Origin of the sequence: Pseudomonas sp. 8209, assembly GCF_028682105.1 — a bacterium.
GTDB classification, from domain to species: domain Bacteria; phylum Pseudomonadota; class Gammaproteobacteria; order Pseudomonadales; family Pseudomonadaceae; genus Aquipseudomonas; species Aquipseudomonas palmensis.
This window is the reverse complement of sequence record NZ_JANIAH010000012.1, coordinates 118,347-136,980: the sequence shown is the minus strand read 5'-3', so window position 1 is coordinate 136,980 and position 18,634 is coordinate 118,347. Positions and strand designations below refer to the sequence as shown.

Sequence of the window (18,634 nt, the reverse complement as noted above, 5' to 3'; positions counted from 1 at the left end):
CAAACCGTCAGCAGCCCGGCTTGGTCAACTCGGTGCCGATGGTGACCGCATTGACCTTGACCTTGTCGAAGCTGGACTGCGCCACTTCATCGAAGGTGCGCTCGCAGTTGAAGCGGGTGTCCACCACAAAGTCGTCACCCTTGGCCTTCTGCATGGCCTCGCTCCAGTGACCGGCCGCCGCGCTGGCCTCATCATCCACCAGCACCACCTCCAGCAGCACTTCGGTAAACCCCACTGCCCGCGGTCCTTGCCAGAGCGCGTACACCGACGGGTCGGCGGCATTGCCGCACATGCTCAGGCAACTGGCGTAGAACTCCAGCCCGCCTCCCGAAGACCCGGCCATTGCACCGAACGTCAGGGGCTGCGCGGCCGGCGGCGCAAAGTCGCCGATGAACGTGCTCAGGTCTGCCTTGCAGGTGGGCGAGAGCTCCATGCGCAGCTCGCTGACCGTGCCGCCGCCGGCCGTGGCGGTGATTTCGCAGCCTTGCACCTTGTAAGTATGGGTGTCGCCGAACGAGGTACGCGCAACACCGGCTACCGACTCGAAGAAACGCAGGTTGGTGCCCAGCATCTCGCCATTGAACACCTGGGCCACCGTGGCCTGGGCCAGGGCCAGATTCGGCAGAGCGCTGAGGGTGAGTGCGCAGCAGAAGCCAGACAGTGCACGTGAACGCATCGGAACATCCTGTAAGGGCAGAAAATGAAGCGCGTACTGTAATCCAGGCTAACGGCAAATAGCCATCAAGCTCGCCCATCAGCCCAGCACGATGTAGTCGCTGCGCTGCACCAGCGGGGCATGCTCGCCTGCGATCAGGCGCACGTATCGGCCACCGAGCTGGTCGATGGCGATGCAGTCATCCACGTCCATCACTGCATCGGTGTGCGCCTGGCTCCAGTGACGTGCCATGCGTTGCTTGCCGATGGCCTTGGCCTGGGCCTTGCTGGTGGCCACCACCAACAGGTACTGGTGCGCCTCGCCGAACGCACCGGGCTCGTAGCCGCCCAGGTTGATGAAATACAGGCGTGGCTCGCCGGCAGCCGGCTGCATGTCCGACCAGTGCAGCTTGTAGCCGTCGACCCCGTCGACCTCCAGCCAGGAATCGATGTGCACGCCCCTGGCGCTGCCGAACCATTGCTCGCGCAATTGCGGGTAGGCCGCTTCGAGGGTCGGGGCCACCACGAACACCACATCGTGCACTTCGATGCGGGCCCGGGGGTGTTTGCCCCCCAGCATCACCACGAACAACATGATCCGCCCACCCTCAAGGTTGCTCGCCGACCAGGAAGGTCTTGCTGATGTGGCGAAATTTCTCGTGGCCGGCGCTGCCCAGCAGCTCGAACAGCACCATCTCGCGGGTCACGATCTGCGCGCCGGCATCACGCATGCGCTGCAGGCCGGCGCTCTTGCTGAGCAGGCTGCGGCTGTCGCAGGCGTCCTCCACCACGAACACCTGCCTGCCCAGCGCCAGCAGGCCGAGCACTGTCTGCAGCACGCACACGTGGGTTTCCATGCCGCACACAATCACCTGGTGGCGGGCCAGCAGGCTGGCGGGCAGGCAGTCGGCAGCCACGCAGGAAAAGTGCACCTTTTCCACCACCTCGGCAGCGGGCGCCGCCTCGAGCAGTGCCCCGACGGTGTGCCCGAGGCCCTTGGGATACTGTTCGGAAATCACCGTGGGCAACCCCAGTTCGGCCGTCGCCGCCAGCAACCAGCGGGTACGGGCCAGCGTGCCGGCAGGGTCGCTGACCGCGCCGATGAGTTTTTCCTGAACGTCGATGACCAGCAGCGTGGCCTGGGTAGGGTCGATCAGCATTGCGTGCGCTCCATGGCGGGCGCCGGGGCGATGGGTGTCACCGCCAGGCGGCTTGCGGACAGAAACCCGGGCAGCGCGATGGCTGCCCGGGCCCGGTCGGATGCTACCACGCGAGGCTCATGCGGTCAGGCGGTGCGGCTCCAGGGCCTGGCTGAGCACGCCCAGCACCTGCTCTTCATGCTCATGGATGAAGAAGTGCCCGCCGGGGAAGAGCGCCAGCGAGAAATCACCCTGGCTCTCCTGACGCCAGGCCAGCAACTGTTCCTGGGTCGCGCGATCCTCCTCGCCCCCCAGCACATGCAGCGGGCAACGCAGTGCCGGGCGCTGCCGATAGGCGTAGCGTCCGCACAACAGAAAGTCTGCGCGCAACACCGGCAGGGTCAGGCTCATCAGTTCCTCGTTGCCCAGCACTTCCTCCGAAGTACCGCCCAGGGTGCGCAACTCTTCGATCAGTTGCGGGTCGCTCTTGGGTTCGCGCCAGCTTTCATCGTCGTAGCCTTCACGACGGGTCGGCGCCGCCGTACCGCTGGCAAACAACGCCACCGGTGGCGGGCAGCCCAGCGCCTGCAGTTCGTGCACCAGCTCGAACGCCAGCAGCGCCCCCAGGCTGTGCCCCAGCACCGCGTAGGGCTGGTGGGCGACAAGGCTCTGTTCGGCGGCCAGTTGCCGGGCCAGGGCCTGCATGTCGGTGTACAACGGCTCGCCAAGGCGTGCACCCCGCCCTGGCAGCTCCACCGGGCGCACGTTCAACCAGGCGGGCACCTTGCGCCGCCAGCGGCTGAAGACCATGGCGCTGGCACCCGAGTACGGCAGGCACAACAGGGTCAGTGACGACACGTGCCGCCCCTCACTGCGCCGCAGCGGTTTCGGCCATCTTCTGGCGCAGGCTTAGCGGGCGCATGTCGGTCCATACCTCATCGATGTACGCCAGGCACTCAGCCTTCAAACCGCTCTTGCCGACGGTGCGCCAGCCGTTGGGGATAGCCTTGTAGTCCGGCCAGATGGAGTACTGTTCCTCGTGGTTGACCACAACCTGGAACACGATATCGTCGCGATCGAATACGGAAGTCATTGCCTGTCTCCTTGGTTGAATGAGGCTCGTGGCGCGGGAGGCGTACGGGCGCTACTGGAGGAGACGAAGCGGCGTGCGGATAAATTAGCGACGCTGGGAAAATCCCGCGGCACCTGCCGGCGCTAGCAGTTGAAGGTCAGGTTGTAATGCACCGAGCGGTGGTCCGATGCCCCCGGCGCAGAGACGTTCCCCGGCGCCGGCACCTGCGAGGTGCCATTGGTCACCGCATAGTCCAGCATGTTGCTCGGCGCCACGCTGGGGTGGGTACTGCCGCCCGCCAGCTCGATACGGGCGATGTCTTCGGGCGACACCCAGTTGCCACGCGTCGGCACCGGGGGAGTGGTCGGTCGCGGATCGCGGTTGAAATCCCCCAGCAGCGCGAACGGCGTATCGGTGTGCCAGCTGATCTCCCTCAACATGCGCGCGGCGTTGACGCCCCCGCCGGAAATGGCATGCAGGTTGAAGATCGCCAGCTCCGGCGTGTTGCCCGCCAGCGCTCGTCGCCTCACACGCACCCCCATGGCCGGGCGGTAAAGGGGCGGGCCCGCCACCGGCAATTGCCCGTCCGAGATGATGGCCAGTTGGCTGACCATGAACTCGCCGGGATCAGGCATCACGATCGCCAGGTTCACCCGCAACCGCTGCACATCGAGGAAGTAGATCAGGTAGCGCTCGGGCCGGCTGCGGGTGCCGGCCTGCCAGCTGTAGACATGGATGTCGTGGTGACTGCCGAACTGGTCGGCCACCCGTTCGGTGCGGCTGAACACCGCAGAATGCGGGGCAACGCCGACCTCCTGCAGAACCACCACATCGTTGCTGCGCAACAGCGGCAGGACCCCGGTCAACCATTTGCTCTCGGTGCTGACCGATGCGCCCTGCAGGTTCCAGGTGGCCACCCGTATCGGCACCTCAGTGCGCGCGCTGCGACCTATTTCGATCTGTGCCGAGGGCCCTGCAGTGTTCACTCGGCTGTGGTAGTAATCACGAATGCGCCCATGCAGGCGAATGTGCGCATGCCACGGGCCGAAGATGGCCATGACCCCGTGCTGGAGCATGCGCAAGGGGTCGCCAGGATCCAGCAGGTGTGGCCCCTGTACGCTCCTTAGGCCATTCATGACCAGGGCATGGTGCACACGGTAGAGCCCGATCATCACGCCATGACGATACAGCCCTGGCGAGGCCTGCAGATGCTGCAGCACCGTGGTGTCGCTGTACCAGCGGCGCAACAGGGTGGTCATGCATGCCCCATAGCCGGCCTGTGCCTCATGGTTGCTGCTGCGTATCAGGCGTGCCGAAACGATGTAGTTCAGGTAGACCAGGGTATGCACGCAGTCCCGGGGCCTGGCGGCGGCGAGCAGCGCCACCGCGTCCATGAACACCACGTCGACCTGCTCTTCGAACGCAACGGCCGGCATGTCGGGCACCAGGTTGTTGTCGATGTACAGGCCAATGACACGGTCAACGGGCATGGGAACACCTCTACCGGGTCAGGCCTTCTGGAACAGCGCAAACAGCTCGCCATCGAGCACGCCCAGCCCCACCCGCTCGGTAGCGGCCAGGTTGCTGCTGACCGTTGCCGGGCTGAGGGCATTGCCGTCATAGGCGTATTGATAGAGCGCGCGACCGTTGGCATTGGCAATGCTGCGGGTGAAGGCGAGTTTGAGCAGCCCCGCGTGAACCGTCACACCCGGCATGAACGGGTAGGCCTGCTCGATGAACACCCGTGGCTCGGTCCAGGCTTGCTTGCCGTCGTACTTCACCAACAGGGTCCGACCATCGCCATCCTTGTAGAACAGGTGGATCAGGCCCTGGTAGACAATGGCGATCGGGTCGTCGGGGGTGGTCACCGCTACCCCCCTGGCCCTGAGCACCGGGCCATTGCCCCAGTTTTCCAGGTCTTCACTGCTCAGGCACTCGATCTGCCTCGTGTGGCCGTGCCGATAGAAGGCGTGCAACCGCCCTTGAAACTCCACCAGCGACGGCGAGCCGTGCATGGGCTGACTCAACGTCATGGGCTCGAACCCCATGAGCGTGTCGTTGTAGGAGGCCAGGGTGTATTCACCCTGGTCATCGCTTCGAAACGCATGGACCTTGTCCTTGAACACAAAAAGCGCCAGTGACCTGCTCGGGGTCACCATCAGTGGCAGCACCGCCGGCGTCGTCCATACGTCGATGCCACTCACTTTCGCGACGAATTCGGCCACGTTGCCGTCGGCGTTGTAGGCGCAATAGAGCACGCCCCGGTGTACGACTACCCGGCAACCGCCAGCCACAGGCTGCGACTCGGTAGGGAAAGCACGGTTGAAGATGCCGTGCATGTTGGCTGCGTAACAAAGTTGCATCGCCTGCTCCAGAGGTACAAAGAGCCCCCAGTAGAACAGCGCAGCCCGGCCGGATCAGCCGGGCAAAGCCCAGCGTGTACGTGAGAAACCGGAAGTTGCACGGGCCCGGGTGTGACCTGCCGGGCTGGCAGCAGGCGCACATCGCTGTGCGATTGTTCGGGCCAGATGCACAACACGGGGTTCGCACCGGCGCAGCGCAGGCGTATCGTATGCACTCGAATCCTGATAGGTAACACGGAGTTTCCCCATGCTTGGCGTAACGGACTACGGTGCCTTCGTGATTGCCTTCCTGGTGCTGCTGGCGATCCCGGGGCCGGGCAATTTCGCGCTGATCACTGCCACCGGCAAGGGCGGCATCAAAGGCGGCCTGGGCGCCACCTTCGGCGTCATCCTGGGTGACCAGGTGCTGTTGTGGCTGGCCGTGGCCGGTGTGGCAGCGCTGCTCACCACCTACCCGGCAGCGTTCCATACCGTGCAATGGCTGGGTGCAGCGTACCTGGCCTACCTGGGCCTGCGCATGGCCCTGGCCAAACCCGGCAGCACGCCGGTACGGCCGATGAAGTCCAAGCACTACCTGCGCCAGACCATGATGATCACCCTGCTCAACCCCAAGGCGATCATGTTCTACATGGCGTTCTTTCCGCTGTTCGTCGACCCGGTCCGGCATCAGGGCTTCGTGACGTTCGGCTTCATGGCGGTGACCATTGCCGTGCTGACCTTCCTGTATGGCCTGGTGGCCGTGCTGCTGACCCACAACCTGGCCGCCCGCCTGCGCGCCAACCCCAAGGTCTCGAACCTGCTCGAACGCCTGGCCGGCATGTGCCTGGTGGGCTTCAGCATCAAGTTGGCGGTACTGCGCTAAACCCCTGGCGCGGGTCTACTACACTTGCCTGACCTTGAAGCGGCGCGGCAAGTGAGACGACATGAAGCGACTGACACAATTGATCGGCGGCGCCCTGCTGGCACTGGGCCTAGCCTCCCAGAGCCTGGCGGCGCCCGCTGCGGCCCCCATCCACTTTGGCGACATCACCTGGGAAAGCGGCAGCCTGACCACGCAACTGCTGCGCTTTATCGTCGAGAAAGGCTACGGCTACCCCACCGACACCCTGCCCGGCAGCACCGTGAGCATGGAGGTGGCGCTGGCGCGCAACGACATCCAGGTGATCGCCGAGGAGTGGGCTGGCCGCAGCCCGGCCTGGACCAGGGCCGAGCAGGCCGGCCAGGTGTTCAGCATCGGGGACACGGTCAAGGGCGCCGACGAAGGCTGGTACGTGCCCGCCTACGTGATCAAGGGCGATGAACAGCGCGGCCTCAAGGCACTGGCCCCGGACTTGCGTTCCGTCCAGGACCTCAAGCGCCATGCCCCACTGTTCAAGGACCCCGAGTCACCCGACAAGGGCCGTTTTCTCAACAGCCCCAGCGGCTGGACCTCCGAGACCGTCAACAGCCAGAAGCTCAAGGCCTACGGGCTGGACGGGCAGTACGTGAACTTTCGCAGCGGCTCGGGCGCGGCGCTGGACGCCGAAATCACCTCCGCCATCCGCCGTGGCAAGCCGGTGCTGTTCTACTACTGGTCGCCCACCCCGCTGATGGGCCGCTACGAGCTGGTGCGCCTTGAAGAGCCGCCATTCGACGCCCAGGCCTGGGCCACCCTCACCGACCCGGGCAACACCGAGCCCAAAGGCACCCGCTCGCTGCCGGCCAGGCTGTCGATCGGCGTATCGGCGCCGTTTCGCCAGCAGTACCCGGAGCTGGTGGCATTCTTCGCCAAGGTGGATCTGCCGATCGCCACCCTCAACAGCGCCCTGGCAACGATGAGCGAGCAGCGCCAGGCGCCGGACGCTGCAGCGCAGGCCTTTCTCAAGGCGAACCCGAGCATCTGGAAGGCCTGGCTGCCCGCCGAGGTGGCGACCAGGGTCGAGTCGGCCCTGTGAGTACGGGCTTTCCCGAGGCGCTGCACGTTTCGTTCGCAGACAGCGTCAATCGCTTCGTCGACTGGCTGGTGCTGGCCTACGGCGACCAGCTTCGGGCGGTCTCGGACGGCCTGCTGCAACTGCTGGTAGGGTTGGAAAACCTGCTGCGCGCCACGCCGTGGTGGTTGCTGCTGGCGCTGGTGGCACTGCTGACCTGGCATGCCACGCGCAGTGTACGGCGGGCGCTGCTGCTGAGCGGCCTGCTGTTTCTGATCGGGGTGGTCGGCCTGTGGGACAAGCTGCTGCAGACCTGCGCGCTGGTGCTGGTGAGTACCGGCCTGTGCCTCCTGATCGGCATTCCGTTCGGCATCTTGCTGGCCAGCCGGCCACTGGCACGCCGGTTGCTGATGCCGGTGCTGGACGTGATGCAGACCCTGCCCAGTTTCGTGTACCTGATCCCGGTGCTGATGCTGTTCGGGCTGGGCAAGGTGCCGGCGATCTTCGCCACCCTGGTGTATGCCCTGCCGCCGCTGGTACGCCTCACCGAACTGGGCCTGTCGCAGGTGGACCCGTCGCTGACCCAGGCCGCTCAGGGGCTGGGCGCCAACCGCTGGCAGCGCTTGCGCAGGGTGGCATTGCCGTTGGCGCTGCCGAGCATCCTGGCCGGCCTGAACCAGTCGGTGATGATGGCGCTGTCGATGGTGGTGGTGGCCTCGATGATCGGCGCGCGCGGCCTGGGTGAGGACGTGCTGGCCGGCATCCAGACACTGAACGTGGGCAAGGGGGTCGAGGCCGGGCTGGCCATCGTTGCGCTGGCGATCGTGATCGACCGCATCACCCAGGCGTATGGCAAGCCGCGTTAAACCTGCTGCAGCCAGACAAACGGACAATCGGCAGTGTCCATGCTCATCGCGAATTGCGCAGCCGCGAGCGGTGCTGAAAAGATGGCCCTCTTTACCTGCGCCAGATCCCCCCTTAGACTACAGGCCTTTTCCCGCATCCCGAGGTATTCGTCCAATGCGCCATTGATGCCACCGTCGTTTCAGACGGCCCGTCTTCAGCCCCTTCACCGGGGGAAGCACCAGGCATCCTTGGAGGTTCGCATGACGAACACGTCATCCCTGACGCTGGACAGCGTCACCTATGCACTGCCAGACGGCAGGCTGCTGTTTTCCACCCTCACCGAACGTTTCGACCAGCGCCGCACCGGCCTGGTGGGGCGCAACGGCGTGGGCAAATCCATACTCGCACGCCTGATGGCCGGTCAGCTCGAGCCCAGCGATGGCCGCTGCCTGCGCCAGGGGCGCGTGCACTACCTCGCTCAACAGCCGATCACCTCCCGCACCACGGTCGCCGACCTGGCCCAGGTACGCCAGGTGATAGAAGCGCTCCAACGCATCGAGGCTGGCAGTACCGCCGCGAGCGACTTCGAGACTGTCGGCGAACGCTGGAACATACGCGAGCAACTGCACAGCCACCTGGCCCGCGAGCAGCTCGGCATGCTGCGCTGGGATCGCCCCGCCGAAACGCTGAGCGGCGGCCAGGCCATGCGCGTGGCACTGCTGGGTGCGTTTCTCGGCGACGCCGACTACCTGATTCTCGACGAGCCCACCAACCACCTGGACGCCCCCAGCCGCGCCGCGCTGATGATCATGCTCGAACGCTGGAACAAGGGGCTGCTGGTCATCAGCCACGACCGCACGCTGCTCGCCAGCATGCAGCGCATCGTCGAGCTGTCGCCCTCGGGCCTGCACAGCTACGGGGGCGACTACAGCGCATTCACCGCTTGCAAGGCCCGCGACACCGAACTGGCCGAGCGCAATCTCGAACGTCTGAAGCTCGAACGCCAGCGCCAGGCCCGTGACCTGCAGCGTCAACACGAGCGCCTCGAACGCCACCAGGCCAGAGCCGGCCACGAGGCCAGGCACAGCAACCAGGCGAAGATCCTGCTCGACCGTCAACAGCAACGCAGCGAGGCCACCGCAGGCAGGCAGCAGCGCAACCACCTGGCCACGCGCCAGGCCATGGACACCCAGGTGCGTGAAGCCGCTCAACGCCTGGACCCACAGCAGCCGGTGGTACTGCACGCGCCGGCACGTCAGTTGCCGCCAGGCAGCCAGATCGCCTGGCTGCGTGACCTTGAGCTACCCCACATCGAGCATCCGCACGCGCTCGACCTGGTGCTGTACGTCGGCCAGCGCCTTGCCCTCACCGGCGCCAACGGCAGCGGCAAATCCACGTTGCTCAAGGTGCTGGCCGGGCAACTGCCGCCCCGCAAGGGTGAATGCGAGACCCGCGCCAGCGTGGCGTACCTGGACCAGCAGTGCAGCCTGCTCGACCCGAGCGTATGCGTGCTGGAGCATGTGCGCGAGGCGTGCCGTCAACTCGACCAGAGCAGCGTGCGCACCCGATTGGCGCAACTGGGCCTGGATGCAGACCGCATCACCCTGCCCAGCGGCCTGCTCAGTGGCGGCGAACGGCTCAAGGCAGCGCTGGCCGCGGTACTCTACAGCGACCAGCCAGCGCAATTGCTGTTGCTCGACGAACCCAGCAACCACCTCGACCTGCCATCGTTGCAGGCCCTGGAACAGATGCTCTGCCAGTATCAGGGGACCCTGCTGGTGGCGTCCCATGACCTGGTGTTCCTGCAACACCTGCAGTTGCAGGGGCAGCTGTGCATGCCGCAATCAGAACTGCACGGCTTCGGTGACGCACAAGGTGGCAAAGCCACTGCCCAGGGTGAGGTTGTGATGGGCGACGATGGCCTCGGCGCCTAGGCCGGGGGTATCCATGCAGGTGTGCGCGTCGCTGACCAGTACCGGGCGCACGCCCAGCTCGGCAGCAACGCGGCAATTGGTATCGACGCAGTACTGGGTTTTCATGCCGACCACCACCAGCTCTTCAACGCCCGCCTGCTGCAGCCACTCACGCAGCGGCGTGTTCCAGAAGGCACTGGGCCGGAACTTGTCGAACACGCGGTCGTATTGCTCGTCTACCTCCAGCGCCGGGAGCAGTTGCCAGGGTGTGCTGCCGGCCTCGATCGGCGAACCCTGCGGGCCGGTGTGGCGCGCGACGAATATCGGCGCCCGGGCCGCCCGTGCGGTGCCGATCAGGCGGTTGATGTTGGCCAGTATCCGCTCGCCCTGCCAGGGCTGTTCGGGGCCATGGAACAGGCCTACCTGCATATCCAGAATCAGTAACGCGCGCCGTACGGGCATGGTGTCTCTCCTTAAGATGCCAGCCGGACGCGCCAACCAAAAGGCCCCGTCCATTGCTGGCGGGGCCTTGGGTGACCTGCTGCGTTCGCTTTACACAGCCACCCATCGCCCGCCGATGGCGGTCGTGGTGGTGCGGGTCGAGGTCAACAGGTCGATATTCATGTCACGCACAATGCTCCACGAGCCCTGCGTCGGTCAAGCCCATGGCGGCGCGACCACTCACGCTCGTCACGCCGGACCTGAAGCGCTGGCGGCCGGGCACCGGCGCAATCGGCATCTGCCCGTTTCCGATCTGCACGGGATGTATTATCGTGGCTGCTTGCGCAATATGCGTGGCCTGACCATACAGGCATTTGCCAACCGATCGAGGGTGCCATGAGTAACGAGAGCATTAACTGGGACAAGCTGGGCTTTGACTACATCAAGACCGACAAGCGCTACCTTTCCTACTTCCGTGATGGCGAGTGGGACAAGGGCACCCTGACCGAAGACAACGTACTGCACATCAGCGAAGGCTCCACCGCGCTGCACTACGGCCAGCAATGCTTCGAAGGCATGAAGGCCTACCGCTGCAAGGATGGCTCGATCAACCTGTTCCGCCCCGACCAGAACGCCCTGCGCATGCAGCGCAGCTGCGATCGCCTGCTGATGCCGCGGGTGCCGACCGAACAGTTCATCGAGGCCTGCAAGCAGGTGGTCCAGGCCAACGAACGCTTCGTACCGCCGCACGGCAAGGGCGCCCTGTACCTGCGTCCGTTCGTGATCGGCGTGGGTGACAACATCGGCGTACGCACCGCGCCGGAGTTCATCTTCTCGATCTTCGCCATCCCGGTTGGCTCGTACTTCAAGGGCGGCATGACCCCGCACAAGTTCCTGATCTCCGATTTCGACCGTGCCGCGCCCCAGGGCACCGGCGCCGCCAAGGTCGGTGGCAACTACGCAGCCAGCCTGCAACCAGGCTATGAGGCCAAGAAGGCCGGCTTTGCCGACTGCATCTACCTCGACCCGCTGACCCACAGCAAGATCGAGGAAGTGGGTTCGGCCAACTTCTTCGGCATCACCGCCAACAACGAGTTCGTGACCCCGAAATCCGCCTCGGTGCTGCCGGGCATCACCCGCCTGTCGCTGATGCAACTGGCCGAATCGCGCCTGGGCCTGAAGGTGATCGAGGGCGACGTGCTGATCAACCAGCTGGACCGCTTCATCGAAGCCGGTGCCTGCGGTACCGCTGCGGTGATCACCCCGATCGGCGGCATCCAGTACAACGGCAAGCTGCACGTGTTCCACAGCGAGACCGAAGTCGGTCCGGTAACCCAGAAGCTCTACGCCGAGCTGACCGGTATCCAGAGCGGTGACGTCGAAGCGCCGGCGGGCTGGATCGTCAAGGTCGCCTGAATGCATCGCGGGTCAAGCCCGCTCCCACAGGTTCATCGCAACCTTGTGGGAGCGGGCTCGACCCGTGACTGGCTGCGCAGCAGCCCTTTTTCAAGATGAATTTTTCTTTAACCCGGGCACCGCCTATTCTTTGGCACAATCGAGTCTCCACACGCCGCCCAGGTAAAAGCATGCCCCGCGTACTGACTATCGAAGACGATGCCGTCACCGGCCAGGAAATCGTCGCCGAACTCTCCAGCCACGGCCTTGAGGTCGACTGGGCCGACAACGGTCGTGAAGGCCTGGCCAAGGCAATCGCCGGCGGCTACGACCTGATCACCCTCGACCGCATGCTGCCCGAAGTCGACGGCCTGACCATCGTCACCACCCTGCGCAACCTCAAGATCGCCACGCCGATCCTGATGATCAGCGCCCTCTCCGATGTCGACGAACGCGTGCGCGGCCTGCGCGCCGGTGGTGACGACTACCTGACCAAGCCGTTTGCCTCCGACGAGATGGCGGCGCGCGTGGAAGTGCTGCTGCGCCGCAACAGCGTGCCGATGGCCCAGACCCGCCTGCAGGTCGCCGACCTGGAGCTGGACCTGATAAGCCACGAGGCCCGGCGCGGCGAGCAGACCCTCAACCTGCTGCCCACCGAGTACAAGCTGCTGGAATTCCTGATGCGCCACGCCGGCCAGGTCATCACCCGCATGATGATCTTCGAGGAAGTCTGGGGGTACCACTTCGACCCCGGCACCAACCTGATCGACGTACACATCGGGCGTCTGCGCAAAAAGATCGACGCCGCCGGGCAAACCCCGCTGATTCGCACCGTGCGGGGCTCCGGCTATGCCATTGCCGAACCCGTCTAAGGGCTGGAGTTCGTCCACCAGCCGCCTGCTGGCGCTGTACAGCTTTCTGTTCGTGGCCTGGAGCAGCATCCTCATGGGGGTGCTGTACTTCGAGGTGTCCGGCTACCTGAACAAGCTCACCCGCCATTCCCTGTTGCAGCGCCAGCATCTGTTCGCACACATGAGCGGCAAGCAGCTCGACGATGCCCTGATCGCCAGCCAGGCCTTCGACGAACGCAGCTTCGATGCCTACGGGCTGTTCGACGCGCAGTTCAACCCACTGGGCGGGCAGATCCGCCAGATCCCGCCCGAGCTGGGCCTGGATGGAAGGATCCACGAGCTCAGCCGCTGCCTGGACGCCGACGACCCGCGCACGCCAAAAGACAGCTGTGATGCCGTGGCGCTCAAGGTGCGCGATGGCCGCTGGCTGGTGCTGGTACGCGACAACGGTTCGCTGTTCGTGGTCACGCGGATCATTCTGCATGCGTTGCTGTGGGGGCTGTCGCTGACCATCATTCCCGGCATCGCCGGCTGGTACCTGCTGCGTCGCCGCCCGCTCAAGCGCATAAGGGCGATCCAGGCCAGTGCCGAGCTGATCGTGGCCGGCGACCTCACCCACCGTCTGCCGCTGTCGTCGCGCCGTGACGAACTGGACATGCTGGCAGCCATCGTCAACGCCATGCTCGACCGCATCGAGCGGTTGATGCATGAGGTCAAAGGCGTGTGCGACAACATTGCCCACGACCTGCGCACCCCGCTGACGCGCCTGCGGGCCCAGCTGTACCGGATCCGCCAGCAGGTCGACGACGACTCGATCCAGGCCGACCAGATGGACCAGGCCATCAGCGAAACCGACACCCTGATGGCGCGTTTTCGCGGGTTGCTGCGCATCAGCGAACTGGAAGACCGCCAGCGCCGTGCCGGCTTCGTCGAGCTGGACCCGCGTGCCCTGCTGGTGGAGCTGCATGACTTCTACCTGCCGCTGGCCGAGGACGGCGAAATTCGCCTGACCCTGGTACTGCCCGACCAGTTGCCGGCGCTCAAGGGCGACCGCGAGCTGCTGTTCGAGGCCCTGGCCAACCTGCTGGGCAATGCCATCAAGTTCACCCCGGCGGGTGGTCAGGTGCGGATGCGAGCCCGTGAAGACGCCCAGGGCGTGCTGATCGAGGTGGAGGACAGCGGGCCGGGGATTCCGGCGGACGAGCGCGAGGCCGTGCTCAAGCGGTTCTACCGCAGCGAGGAAGGTCATCGGCACAACGGGTTCGGGCTGGGGCTTTCGATCGTTGCAGCGATCGTCGACCTGCATGGGTTTGAGCTGGAGGTAGGAGACAGCGAATTGGGCGGGGCGCGGCTGGTGTTGCAATGTCGGCCGAAGGTGGCCAGTTAGGGCCTCATCGCGGGTAGAGCCCGCTCCCACAGGTTGATCACTGATCTAGAGCACAGTGATCAACCTGTGGGAGCGGGCTCGACCCGCGATGAGGGCAGCGCGATCAGTCAGCCAGACGCCAGGTCGTCGTGCCCTTGCCGTCTTCCAGCACCACGCCCATGGCGGTCAGCTGGTCGCGGATGCGGTCCGATTCGGCCCAGTTCTTGTCGGTACGTGCCTGCAGACGCGCCTGGATCAACGCCTCCACTTCAGCCGCATCGACCTTGCCTTCGGCGCCCGCCTGCAGGAAGTCGTCGGCCTCCAGCTGCAACACGCCCAGCAGCTCGGCCAGCTCGCGCAAACGGCCCGCCAGGCCAGCGGCCACCTCAGGCTCGGCCTCGCGCACGCGGTTGATCTCGCGCACCAGGTCGAACAGCACCGCACAGGCTTCAGGCGTGCCGAAGTCGTCGTTCATGGCCGCGGCAAAACGCTCGACATACGCCTCGCCACCTTGCGCGGCCACGCGCGGCAAGCCGCGCAGCGCATGGTAGAAGCGTTCCAGCGCGCCCTTGGCTTCGCGCAGGCTGTCCTCGGAGTAGTTGATCGAGCTGCGGTAGTGGCTCGACACCAGCAGGTAGCGCACCACCTCCGGGTGATACTTGTCGAGCACGTCGCGAATGGTGAAGAAGTTGTTCAACGACTTGGACATCTTCTCGCCATTGATACGGATCATGCCGCAATGCATCCACGCCTTGGCGTACTGCTTGCCGGTGGCCGCCTCGCTCTGGGCAATCTCGTTCTCGTGGTGCGGGAACTCCAGGTCGTTGCCGCCACCATGAATGTCGAAGCTCTCGCCCAGGCAGCAGGTCGACATCACCGAGCACTCGATGTGCCAGCCCGGACGGCCCGGGCCCCACGGCGATTCCCAGCTCGGCTCGCCGGGCTTGACGCCCTTCCACAGCACGAAGTCGAGCGGGTCCTGCTTGGCCTCGTCGACCTCGATGCGGGCACCGATGCGCAGGTCTTCGATCTTCTTGCGCGACAGCTTGCCGTAGCCGACGAACTTGCCGACGCGGTAGTACACGTCGCCGTTGCCCGGCGCGTAGGCATAACCCTTGTCGATCAGGGTCTGGATCATCGCGTGCATGCCGGCGATGTGGTCGGTGGCACGCGGCTCCTGGTCCGGCGGCAGGATGTTCAGACGGCGCTCGTCCTCGTGCATCGCGTCGATCATGCGCGCGGTCAGCGCTTCGAACGATTCGCCGTTCTGGTTGGCGCGGTTGATGATCTTGTCGTCGATGTCGGTGATGTTGCGCACATAGGTCAGGTCGTAGCCGCTGTAGCGCAGCCAGCGCGTGACCAGGTCGAACGCGACCATGCTGCGCCCATGGCCCAGGTGGCAGAAGTCGTACACGGTCATGCCGCACACGTACATGCGAACCTTGTTGCCATCGAGCGGAACGAAAACTTCCTTGGTCTTGCTCAGGGTGTTGTAGATGCTTAGCACGTAGAGTTCCTTAGCTGCCCCACGAATCGCGCAGGGTCACGGTGCGGTTGAACACCGGCTTACCCGGCGTGGAGTCTTTCAGGTCGACGCAGAAGTAGCCTTCGCGCTCGAACTGGAAGCGGTCTTCGGGCTGGGCCTGGCCCAGCGAAGGTTCCGCACGACAACCGCTCAGCACCTGCAGCGAATCGGGATTGATGTTGTCAAGGAAGCTGCCGCCGTCGTCGGTCTTCTCGGGGTTGGCCGAACGGAACAGGCGGTCATACAGACGTACTTCGCACTCGACGCTGGCCGCGGCCGGCACCCAGTGGATCACACCCTTGACCTTTCGGCCCTCGGGGTTCTTGCCCAGGGTGTCGGGGTCGTACGAGCAGCGCAGCTCGACGATGTTGCCCTCGGCATCCTTGATCGCCTCGTCGGCGCGGATCACGTAGCTGCCACGCAGCCGCACTTCACCGGCCGGCTCCAGGCGCTTGTAGCCCTTGGGCGGCTCTTCCATGAAGTCGTCGCGGTCGATGTAGATCTCGCGGGCGAACGGCAGTGCACGCACGCCCATGTCTTCCTTGGGGTGACGCGGAAGTTCGAGCTGCTCGACCTGGCCTTCGGGGTAGTTGGTGATGACTACCTTCAGCGGGCGCAGCACGCACATGGCCCGTGGCGCGGTGCGGTCCAGGTCGTCACGGATGCTGAATTCGAGCATCGACATGTCGACCACGCCGTCGGAACGGTTGGTGCCGACCATCTCGCAGAAATTGCGGATAGACGCCGGGGTGTAGCCACGACGGCGGAAGCCCGACAGCGTGGACATGCGCGGGTCGTCCCAGCCCTGTACGTGCTGCTCGTCCACCAGTTGCTTGAGCTTGCGCTTGCTGGTGATGGTGTAGTTCAGGTTCAGGCGGCTGAACTCGTACTGGCGCGGCTTGCACGGCACCGGCAGGTGGTCGAGGAACCACTCGTACAACGGACGATGGCTTTCGAACTCCAGGGTGCAGATCGAGTGGGTGATGCCCTCGATCGCGTCCGACTGGCCATGGGTGAAGTCGTAGATCGGGTAGATGCACCAGGTGTCGCCGGTCTGGTGATGATGGGCATGGCGGATGCGGTACAGGATCGGGTCGCGCAGGTTCATGTTCGGCGAGGCCATGTCGATCTTGGCGCGCAGCACGCGCTCGCCATCCTGGAACTCGCCGGCCTTCATGCGCGCGAACAGGTCGAGGTTTTCCTCGACGCTGCGCTCGCGGAACGGGCTGTTCTTGCCCGGCTCGGTCAGGTTGCCGCGGTACTCGCGGGCCTGCTCCGGGGTCAGGTCGCACACATAGGCATTGCCCGACTTGATCAGGTCGACCGCCCACGCATGCAACTGCTCGAAGTACTGCGAGGCATAGCGCACCGGGCCGGTCCACTCGAAGCCCAGCCACTTGACGTCACGCTGGATGGCGTCGATGTACTCCTGGTCCTCTTTGGCCGGGTTGGTGTCATCGAAGCGCAGGTGACAGGCACCGCCGAATTCCTGGGCCAGGCCGAAGTTCACGCAGATCGACTTGGCGTGACCAATGTGCAGGTAGCCGTTGGGCTCCGGCGGGAAACGGGTGACGATGCTGGTGTGCTTGCCCGAATCCAGGTCGGCCTGCACGATCGGACGCAGGAAGTTCACAGGGACGGCGGGCGCGCCTTTGGCAGCGGCGTTGGGAGCGTTGTCAGCGGTGGGCTTGCTCATAGGATCCTTGAAATACCGGTACACGGCCCGGGTAGGCCGACTGAATCAAAGCGCTTATCATAGCCCAAGCGCCCGAGCTACCGACAGGGCAGCGCCGACAAACTGGCGCTATATTCGGCTGGCCGGGCAAAAAAACTGCCGTGACGTGCGTATCGTGGCCTGTAAACTGTGCGTCAGGGTTACTACGCGATCCTGCGCACCCATTTCTTGAATGCCTGAAAAGCGAGAATTTGAGCATGACCCAAGTCAAACTGACCACCAATCACGGTGACATCGTCATCGAGCTGAACGCCGAGAAAGCCCCGATCACCGTGGCCAACTTCATCGAGTACGTCAAAGCCGGTCACTACGAGAACACCGTGTTCCACCGCGTCATCGGCAACTTCATGATCCAGGGCGGCGGTTTCGAGCCGGGCATGAAAGAGAAGAAAGACAAGCGCCCGAGCATCCAGAACGAAGCCGACAACGGCTTGAGCAACGACAAGTACACCATCGCCATGGCCCGTACCATGGAGCCGCATTCGGCCTCGGCGCAGTTCTTCATCAACGTCGCCGACAACAGCTTCCTCAACCACAGCGGCAAGAACGTGCAGGGCTGGGGTTATGCGGTGTTCGGCAAAGTCACCGAAGGCACCGACGTGGTCGACAAGATCAAGGCCGTTGCCACCGGTTCCAAAGCCGGCCACCAGGACGTGCCAGCCGAAGACGTGATCATCGAGAAAGCCGAGATCATTGGGTGATACTGCTGATCTCCGATCTGCACCTGCAAGAAGAACGCCCGGACATTACCCGGGCGTTTCTTGATCTGCTGGCCACCCGTGCCCGCAGCGCGCAAGCGCTGTACATTCTCGGGGACTTTTTCGAGGCCTGGATCGGCGACGACGCCATGACGCCCTACCAGGCGTCGATCTGCCAGGCCTTGCGTGCGCTGAGCGACACGGGCACCCAGGTGTTCCTGATGCACGGCAACCGCGACTTCCTCATCGGCCAGGCGTTCTGCAAGGCCGCAGGCGCCACCCTGCTACCCGACCCCAGCGTGGTCGAGCTGGGCGGCGAGCCGGTGCTGCTGATGCATGGCGACAGCCTGTGCACCCGTGACGAAGGCTACATGAAGCTGCGCCGTTACCTGCGCAACCCCGTGAGCCTGTGGGTGCTGCGCCACCTGCCGTTGCGCACGCGGCACAAGCTTGCGCGCAAGCTGCGCAGCGAAAGCCGCGCGCAGACGCGCATGAAGGCCAATGACATTGTCGATGTGACGCCCGAGGAGGTACCGCGGGTGATGCAGCAGCATGGCGTGCGCACCCTGGTGCATGGGCACACCCATCGCCCGGCGATCCACAAGCTGGTGGTGGGCGATGCGCCGGCGCGGCGTATCGTGCTGGGCGACTGGGATCGCCAGGGGTGGGCGCTGCAGGTGGATGAACAAGGGTTCCAGCTGGCCCCCTTCGACTTTGCCTGACCCC

General features: G+C 64.8%; 19 protein-coding genes. 9 read left to right on the top strand and 10 right to left on the bottom strand.

Features of this window, described 5'->3' with window-relative positions:
• Positions 1-7: 7 nt before the first annotated feature.
• The 7 genes from NP552_RS23525 to NP552_RS23495 all read right to left on the bottom strand — a co-directional run bounded on the left by NP552_RS23525 (position 8) and on the right by NP552_RS23495 (position 5,228).
• A complete protein-coding gene (locus NP552_RS23525; protein WP_274097205.1) occupies positions 8-676 on the bottom strand; it encodes a hypothetical protein in 669 nt (222 codons plus the stop codon).
• Between the two features lie 78 nt (positions 677-754).
• Complete coding sequence (locus NP552_RS23520) at positions 755-1,249, bottom strand: DUF1543 domain-containing protein (protein WP_043863045.1); 495 nt, start codon at positions 1,247-1,249, stop codon at positions 755-757.
• 13 nt (positions 1,250-1,262) lie between these two features.
• Positions 1,263-1,814, bottom strand: a complete 552-nt coding sequence (locus NP552_RS23515) for a hydrolase (RefSeq protein WP_043863046.1) — start codon at positions 1,812-1,814, stop codon at positions 1,263-1,265.
• Positions 1,815-1,931: 117 nt separating this feature from the next.
• Positions 1,932-2,651 (bottom strand): thioesterase II family protein, encoded by a 720-nt coding sequence (locus NP552_RS23510; RefSeq protein ID WP_043863047.1) that lies wholly within the window; start codon positions 2,649-2,651, stop codon positions 1,932-1,934.
• Between the two features lie 10 nt (positions 2,652-2,661).
• Positions 2,662-2,886, bottom strand: coding sequence for an MbtH family protein (locus NP552_RS23505; protein WP_043863048.1), 225 nt, complete (start codon positions 2,884-2,886; stop codon positions 2,662-2,664).
• A gap of 122 nt (positions 2,887-3,008) precedes the next feature.
• The gene (locus tag NP552_RS23500; protein WP_274097204.1) at positions 3,009-4,355 is read right to left on the bottom strand and encodes an endonuclease/exonuclease/phosphatase family protein; all 1,347 of its coding nucleotides are present in this window, start codon (positions 4,353-4,355) and stop codon (positions 3,009-3,011) included.
• An 18-nt stretch (positions 4,356-4,373) separates the two neighbouring features.
• Entirely contained in the window at positions 4,374-5,228 is an 855-nt protein-coding gene (locus tag NP552_RS23495) for a hypothetical protein (protein ID WP_253087348.1), read from the bottom strand.
• 247 nt (positions 5,229-5,475) lie between these two features.
• Between NP552_RS23495 and NP552_RS23490 the strand changes: the two genes are divergently transcribed.
• The 4 genes from NP552_RS23490 (at position 5,476) to NP552_RS23475 (ending at position 9,918) form a co-directional block, all read left to right on the top strand.
• Positions 5,476-6,090, top strand: coding sequence for a LysE family transporter (locus NP552_RS23490; protein ID WP_043863051.1), 615 nt, complete (start codon positions 5,476-5,478; stop codon positions 6,088-6,090).
• 61 nt (positions 6,091-6,151) lie between these two features.
• Positions 6,152-7,162, top strand: coding sequence for an ABC transporter substrate-binding protein (locus NP552_RS23485; protein ID WP_123752233.1), 1,011 nt, complete (start codon positions 6,152-6,154; stop codon positions 7,160-7,162).
• A complete protein-coding gene (locus tag NP552_RS23480; protein ID WP_043863053.1) occupies positions 7,159-8,004 on the top strand; it encodes an ABC transporter permease in 846 nt (281 codons plus the stop codon). The genes NP552_RS23485 and NP552_RS23480 overlap by 4 nt, the downstream gene beginning before the upstream one ends.
• 240 nt (positions 8,005-8,244) lie before the next feature.
• Positions 8,245-9,918, top strand: coding sequence for an ABC-F family ATP-binding cassette domain-containing protein (locus NP552_RS23475; RefSeq protein WP_274097203.1), 1,674 nt, complete (start codon positions 8,245-8,247; stop codon positions 9,916-9,918).
• Here the strand turns inward: NP552_RS23475 and NP552_RS23470 are convergent.
• Positions 9,829-10,359, bottom strand: coding sequence for a cysteine hydrolase family protein (locus tag NP552_RS23470; protein ID WP_043863055.1), 531 nt, complete (start codon positions 10,357-10,359; stop codon positions 9,829-9,831). The genes NP552_RS23475 and NP552_RS23470 overlap by 90 nt on opposite strands.
• A gap of 375 nt (positions 10,360-10,734) precedes the next feature.
• Between NP552_RS23470 and NP552_RS23465 the strand changes: the two genes are divergently transcribed.
• The 3 genes from NP552_RS23465 to NP552_RS23455 all read left to right on the top strand — a co-directional run bounded on the left by NP552_RS23465 (position 10,735) and on the right by NP552_RS23455 (position 13,971).
• Entirely contained in the window at positions 10,735-11,754 is a 1,020-nt protein-coding gene (locus NP552_RS23465; protein ID WP_043863056.1) for a branched-chain amino acid aminotransferase, read from the top strand.
• A 170-nt stretch (positions 11,755-11,924) separates the two neighbouring features.
• Entirely contained in the window at positions 11,925-12,605 is a 681-nt protein-coding gene (locus NP552_RS23460) for a response regulator transcription factor (RefSeq protein WP_043863057.1), read from the top strand.
• On the top strand, positions 12,583-13,971 hold the full coding sequence (locus NP552_RS23455) for a sensor histidine kinase (protein WP_274097202.1): 1,389 nt from the start codon (positions 12,583-12,585) through the stop codon (positions 13,969-13,971). The genes NP552_RS23460 and NP552_RS23455 overlap by 23 nt, the downstream gene beginning before the upstream one ends.
• A 103-nt stretch (positions 13,972-14,074) precedes the next feature.
• On the opposite strand, the gene cysS is transcribed toward NP552_RS23455, so the two are convergent.
• Positions 14,075-15,457: a cysteine--tRNA ligase gene (gene cysS / locus NP552_RS23450; protein WP_043863059.1), complete on the bottom strand. Its 1,383-nt coding sequence runs from the start codon at positions 15,455-15,457 to the stop codon at positions 14,075-14,077.
• A gap of 10 nt (positions 15,458-15,467) precedes the next feature.
• Entirely contained in the window at positions 15,468-17,171 is a 1,704-nt protein-coding gene (locus NP552_RS23445) for a glutamine--tRNA ligase/YqeY domain fusion protein (RefSeq protein WP_043863060.1), read from the bottom strand.
• Positions 17,172-17,407: 236 nt separating this feature from the next.
• Between NP552_RS23445 and NP552_RS23440 the strand changes: the two genes are divergently transcribed.
• On the top strand, positions 17,408-17,911 hold the full coding sequence (locus NP552_RS23440; protein WP_043863061.1) for a peptidylprolyl isomerase: 504 nt from the start codon (positions 17,408-17,410) through the stop codon (positions 17,909-17,911).
• Positions 17,908-18,630 carry a UDP-2,3-diacylglucosamine diphosphatase gene (lpxH, locus tag NP552_RS23435; RefSeq protein ID WP_058541884.1) on the top strand — a complete coding sequence of 241 codons (723 nt, stop codon included), beginning with the start codon at positions 17,908-17,910 and terminating at the stop codon, positions 18,628-18,630. Before NP552_RS23440 ends, lpxH begins: the two co-directional genes overlap by 4 nt.
• The last annotated feature ends 4 nt before the right edge of the window (positions 18,631-18,634 follow it).

Bases quoted from the DNA above. Each gene is read 5' to 3' on its own strand.
- NP552_RS23525 (WP_274097205.1), bottom strand. From the start codon at position 676: ATGCGTTCACGTGCACTGTCTGGCTTCTGCTGCGCACTCACCCTCAGC.
- NP552_RS23520 (WP_043863045.1), bottom strand. From the start codon at position 1,249: ATGTTGTTCGTGGTGATGCTGGGGGGCAAACACCCCCGGGCCCGCATC.
- NP552_RS23515 (WP_043863046.1), bottom strand. From the start codon at position 1,814: ATGCTGATCGACCCTACCCAGGCCACGCTGCTGGTCATCGACGTTCAG.
- NP552_RS23505 (WP_043863048.1), bottom strand. From the start codon at position 2,886: ATGACTTCCGTATTCGATCGCGACGATATCGTGTTCCAGGTTGTGGTC.
- NP552_RS23500 (WP_274097204.1), bottom strand. From the start codon at position 4,355: ATGCCCGTTGACCGTGTCATTGGCCTGTACATCGACAACAACCTGGTG.
- NP552_RS23495 (WP_253087348.1), bottom strand. From the start codon at position 5,228: ATGCAACTTTGTTACGCAGCCAACATGCACGGCATCTTCAACCGTGCT.
- NP552_RS23490 (WP_043863051.1), top strand. From the start codon at position 5,476: ATGCTTGGCGTAACGGACTACGGTGCCTTCGTGATTGCCTTCCTGGTG.
- NP552_RS23485 (WP_123752233.1), top strand. From the start codon at position 6,152: ATGAAGCGACTGACACAATTGATCGGCGGCGCCCTGCTGGCACTGGGC.
- NP552_RS23475 (WP_274097203.1), top strand. From the start codon at position 8,245: ATGACGAACACGTCATCCCTGACGCTGGACAGCGTCACCTATGCACTG.
- NP552_RS23470 (WP_043863055.1), bottom strand. From the start codon at position 10,359: ATGCCCGTACGGCGCGCGTTACTGATTCTGGATATGCAGGTAGGCCTG.
- NP552_RS23465 (WP_043863056.1), top strand. From the start codon at position 10,735: ATGAGTAACGAGAGCATTAACTGGGACAAGCTGGGCTTTGACTACATC.
- NP552_RS23460 (WP_043863057.1), top strand. From the start codon at position 11,925: ATGCCCCGCGTACTGACTATCGAAGACGATGCCGTCACCGGCCAGGAA.
- NP552_RS23455 (WP_274097202.1), top strand. From the start codon at position 12,583: ATGCCATTGCCGAACCCGTCTAAGGGCTGGAGTTCGTCCACCAGCCGC.
- NP552_RS23445 (WP_043863060.1), bottom strand. From the start codon at position 17,171: ATGAGCAAGCCCACCGCTGACAACGCTCCCAACGCCGCTGCCAAAGGC.
- NP552_RS23440 (WP_043863061.1), top strand. From the start codon at position 17,408: ATGACCCAAGTCAAACTGACCACCAATCACGGTGACATCGTCATCGAG.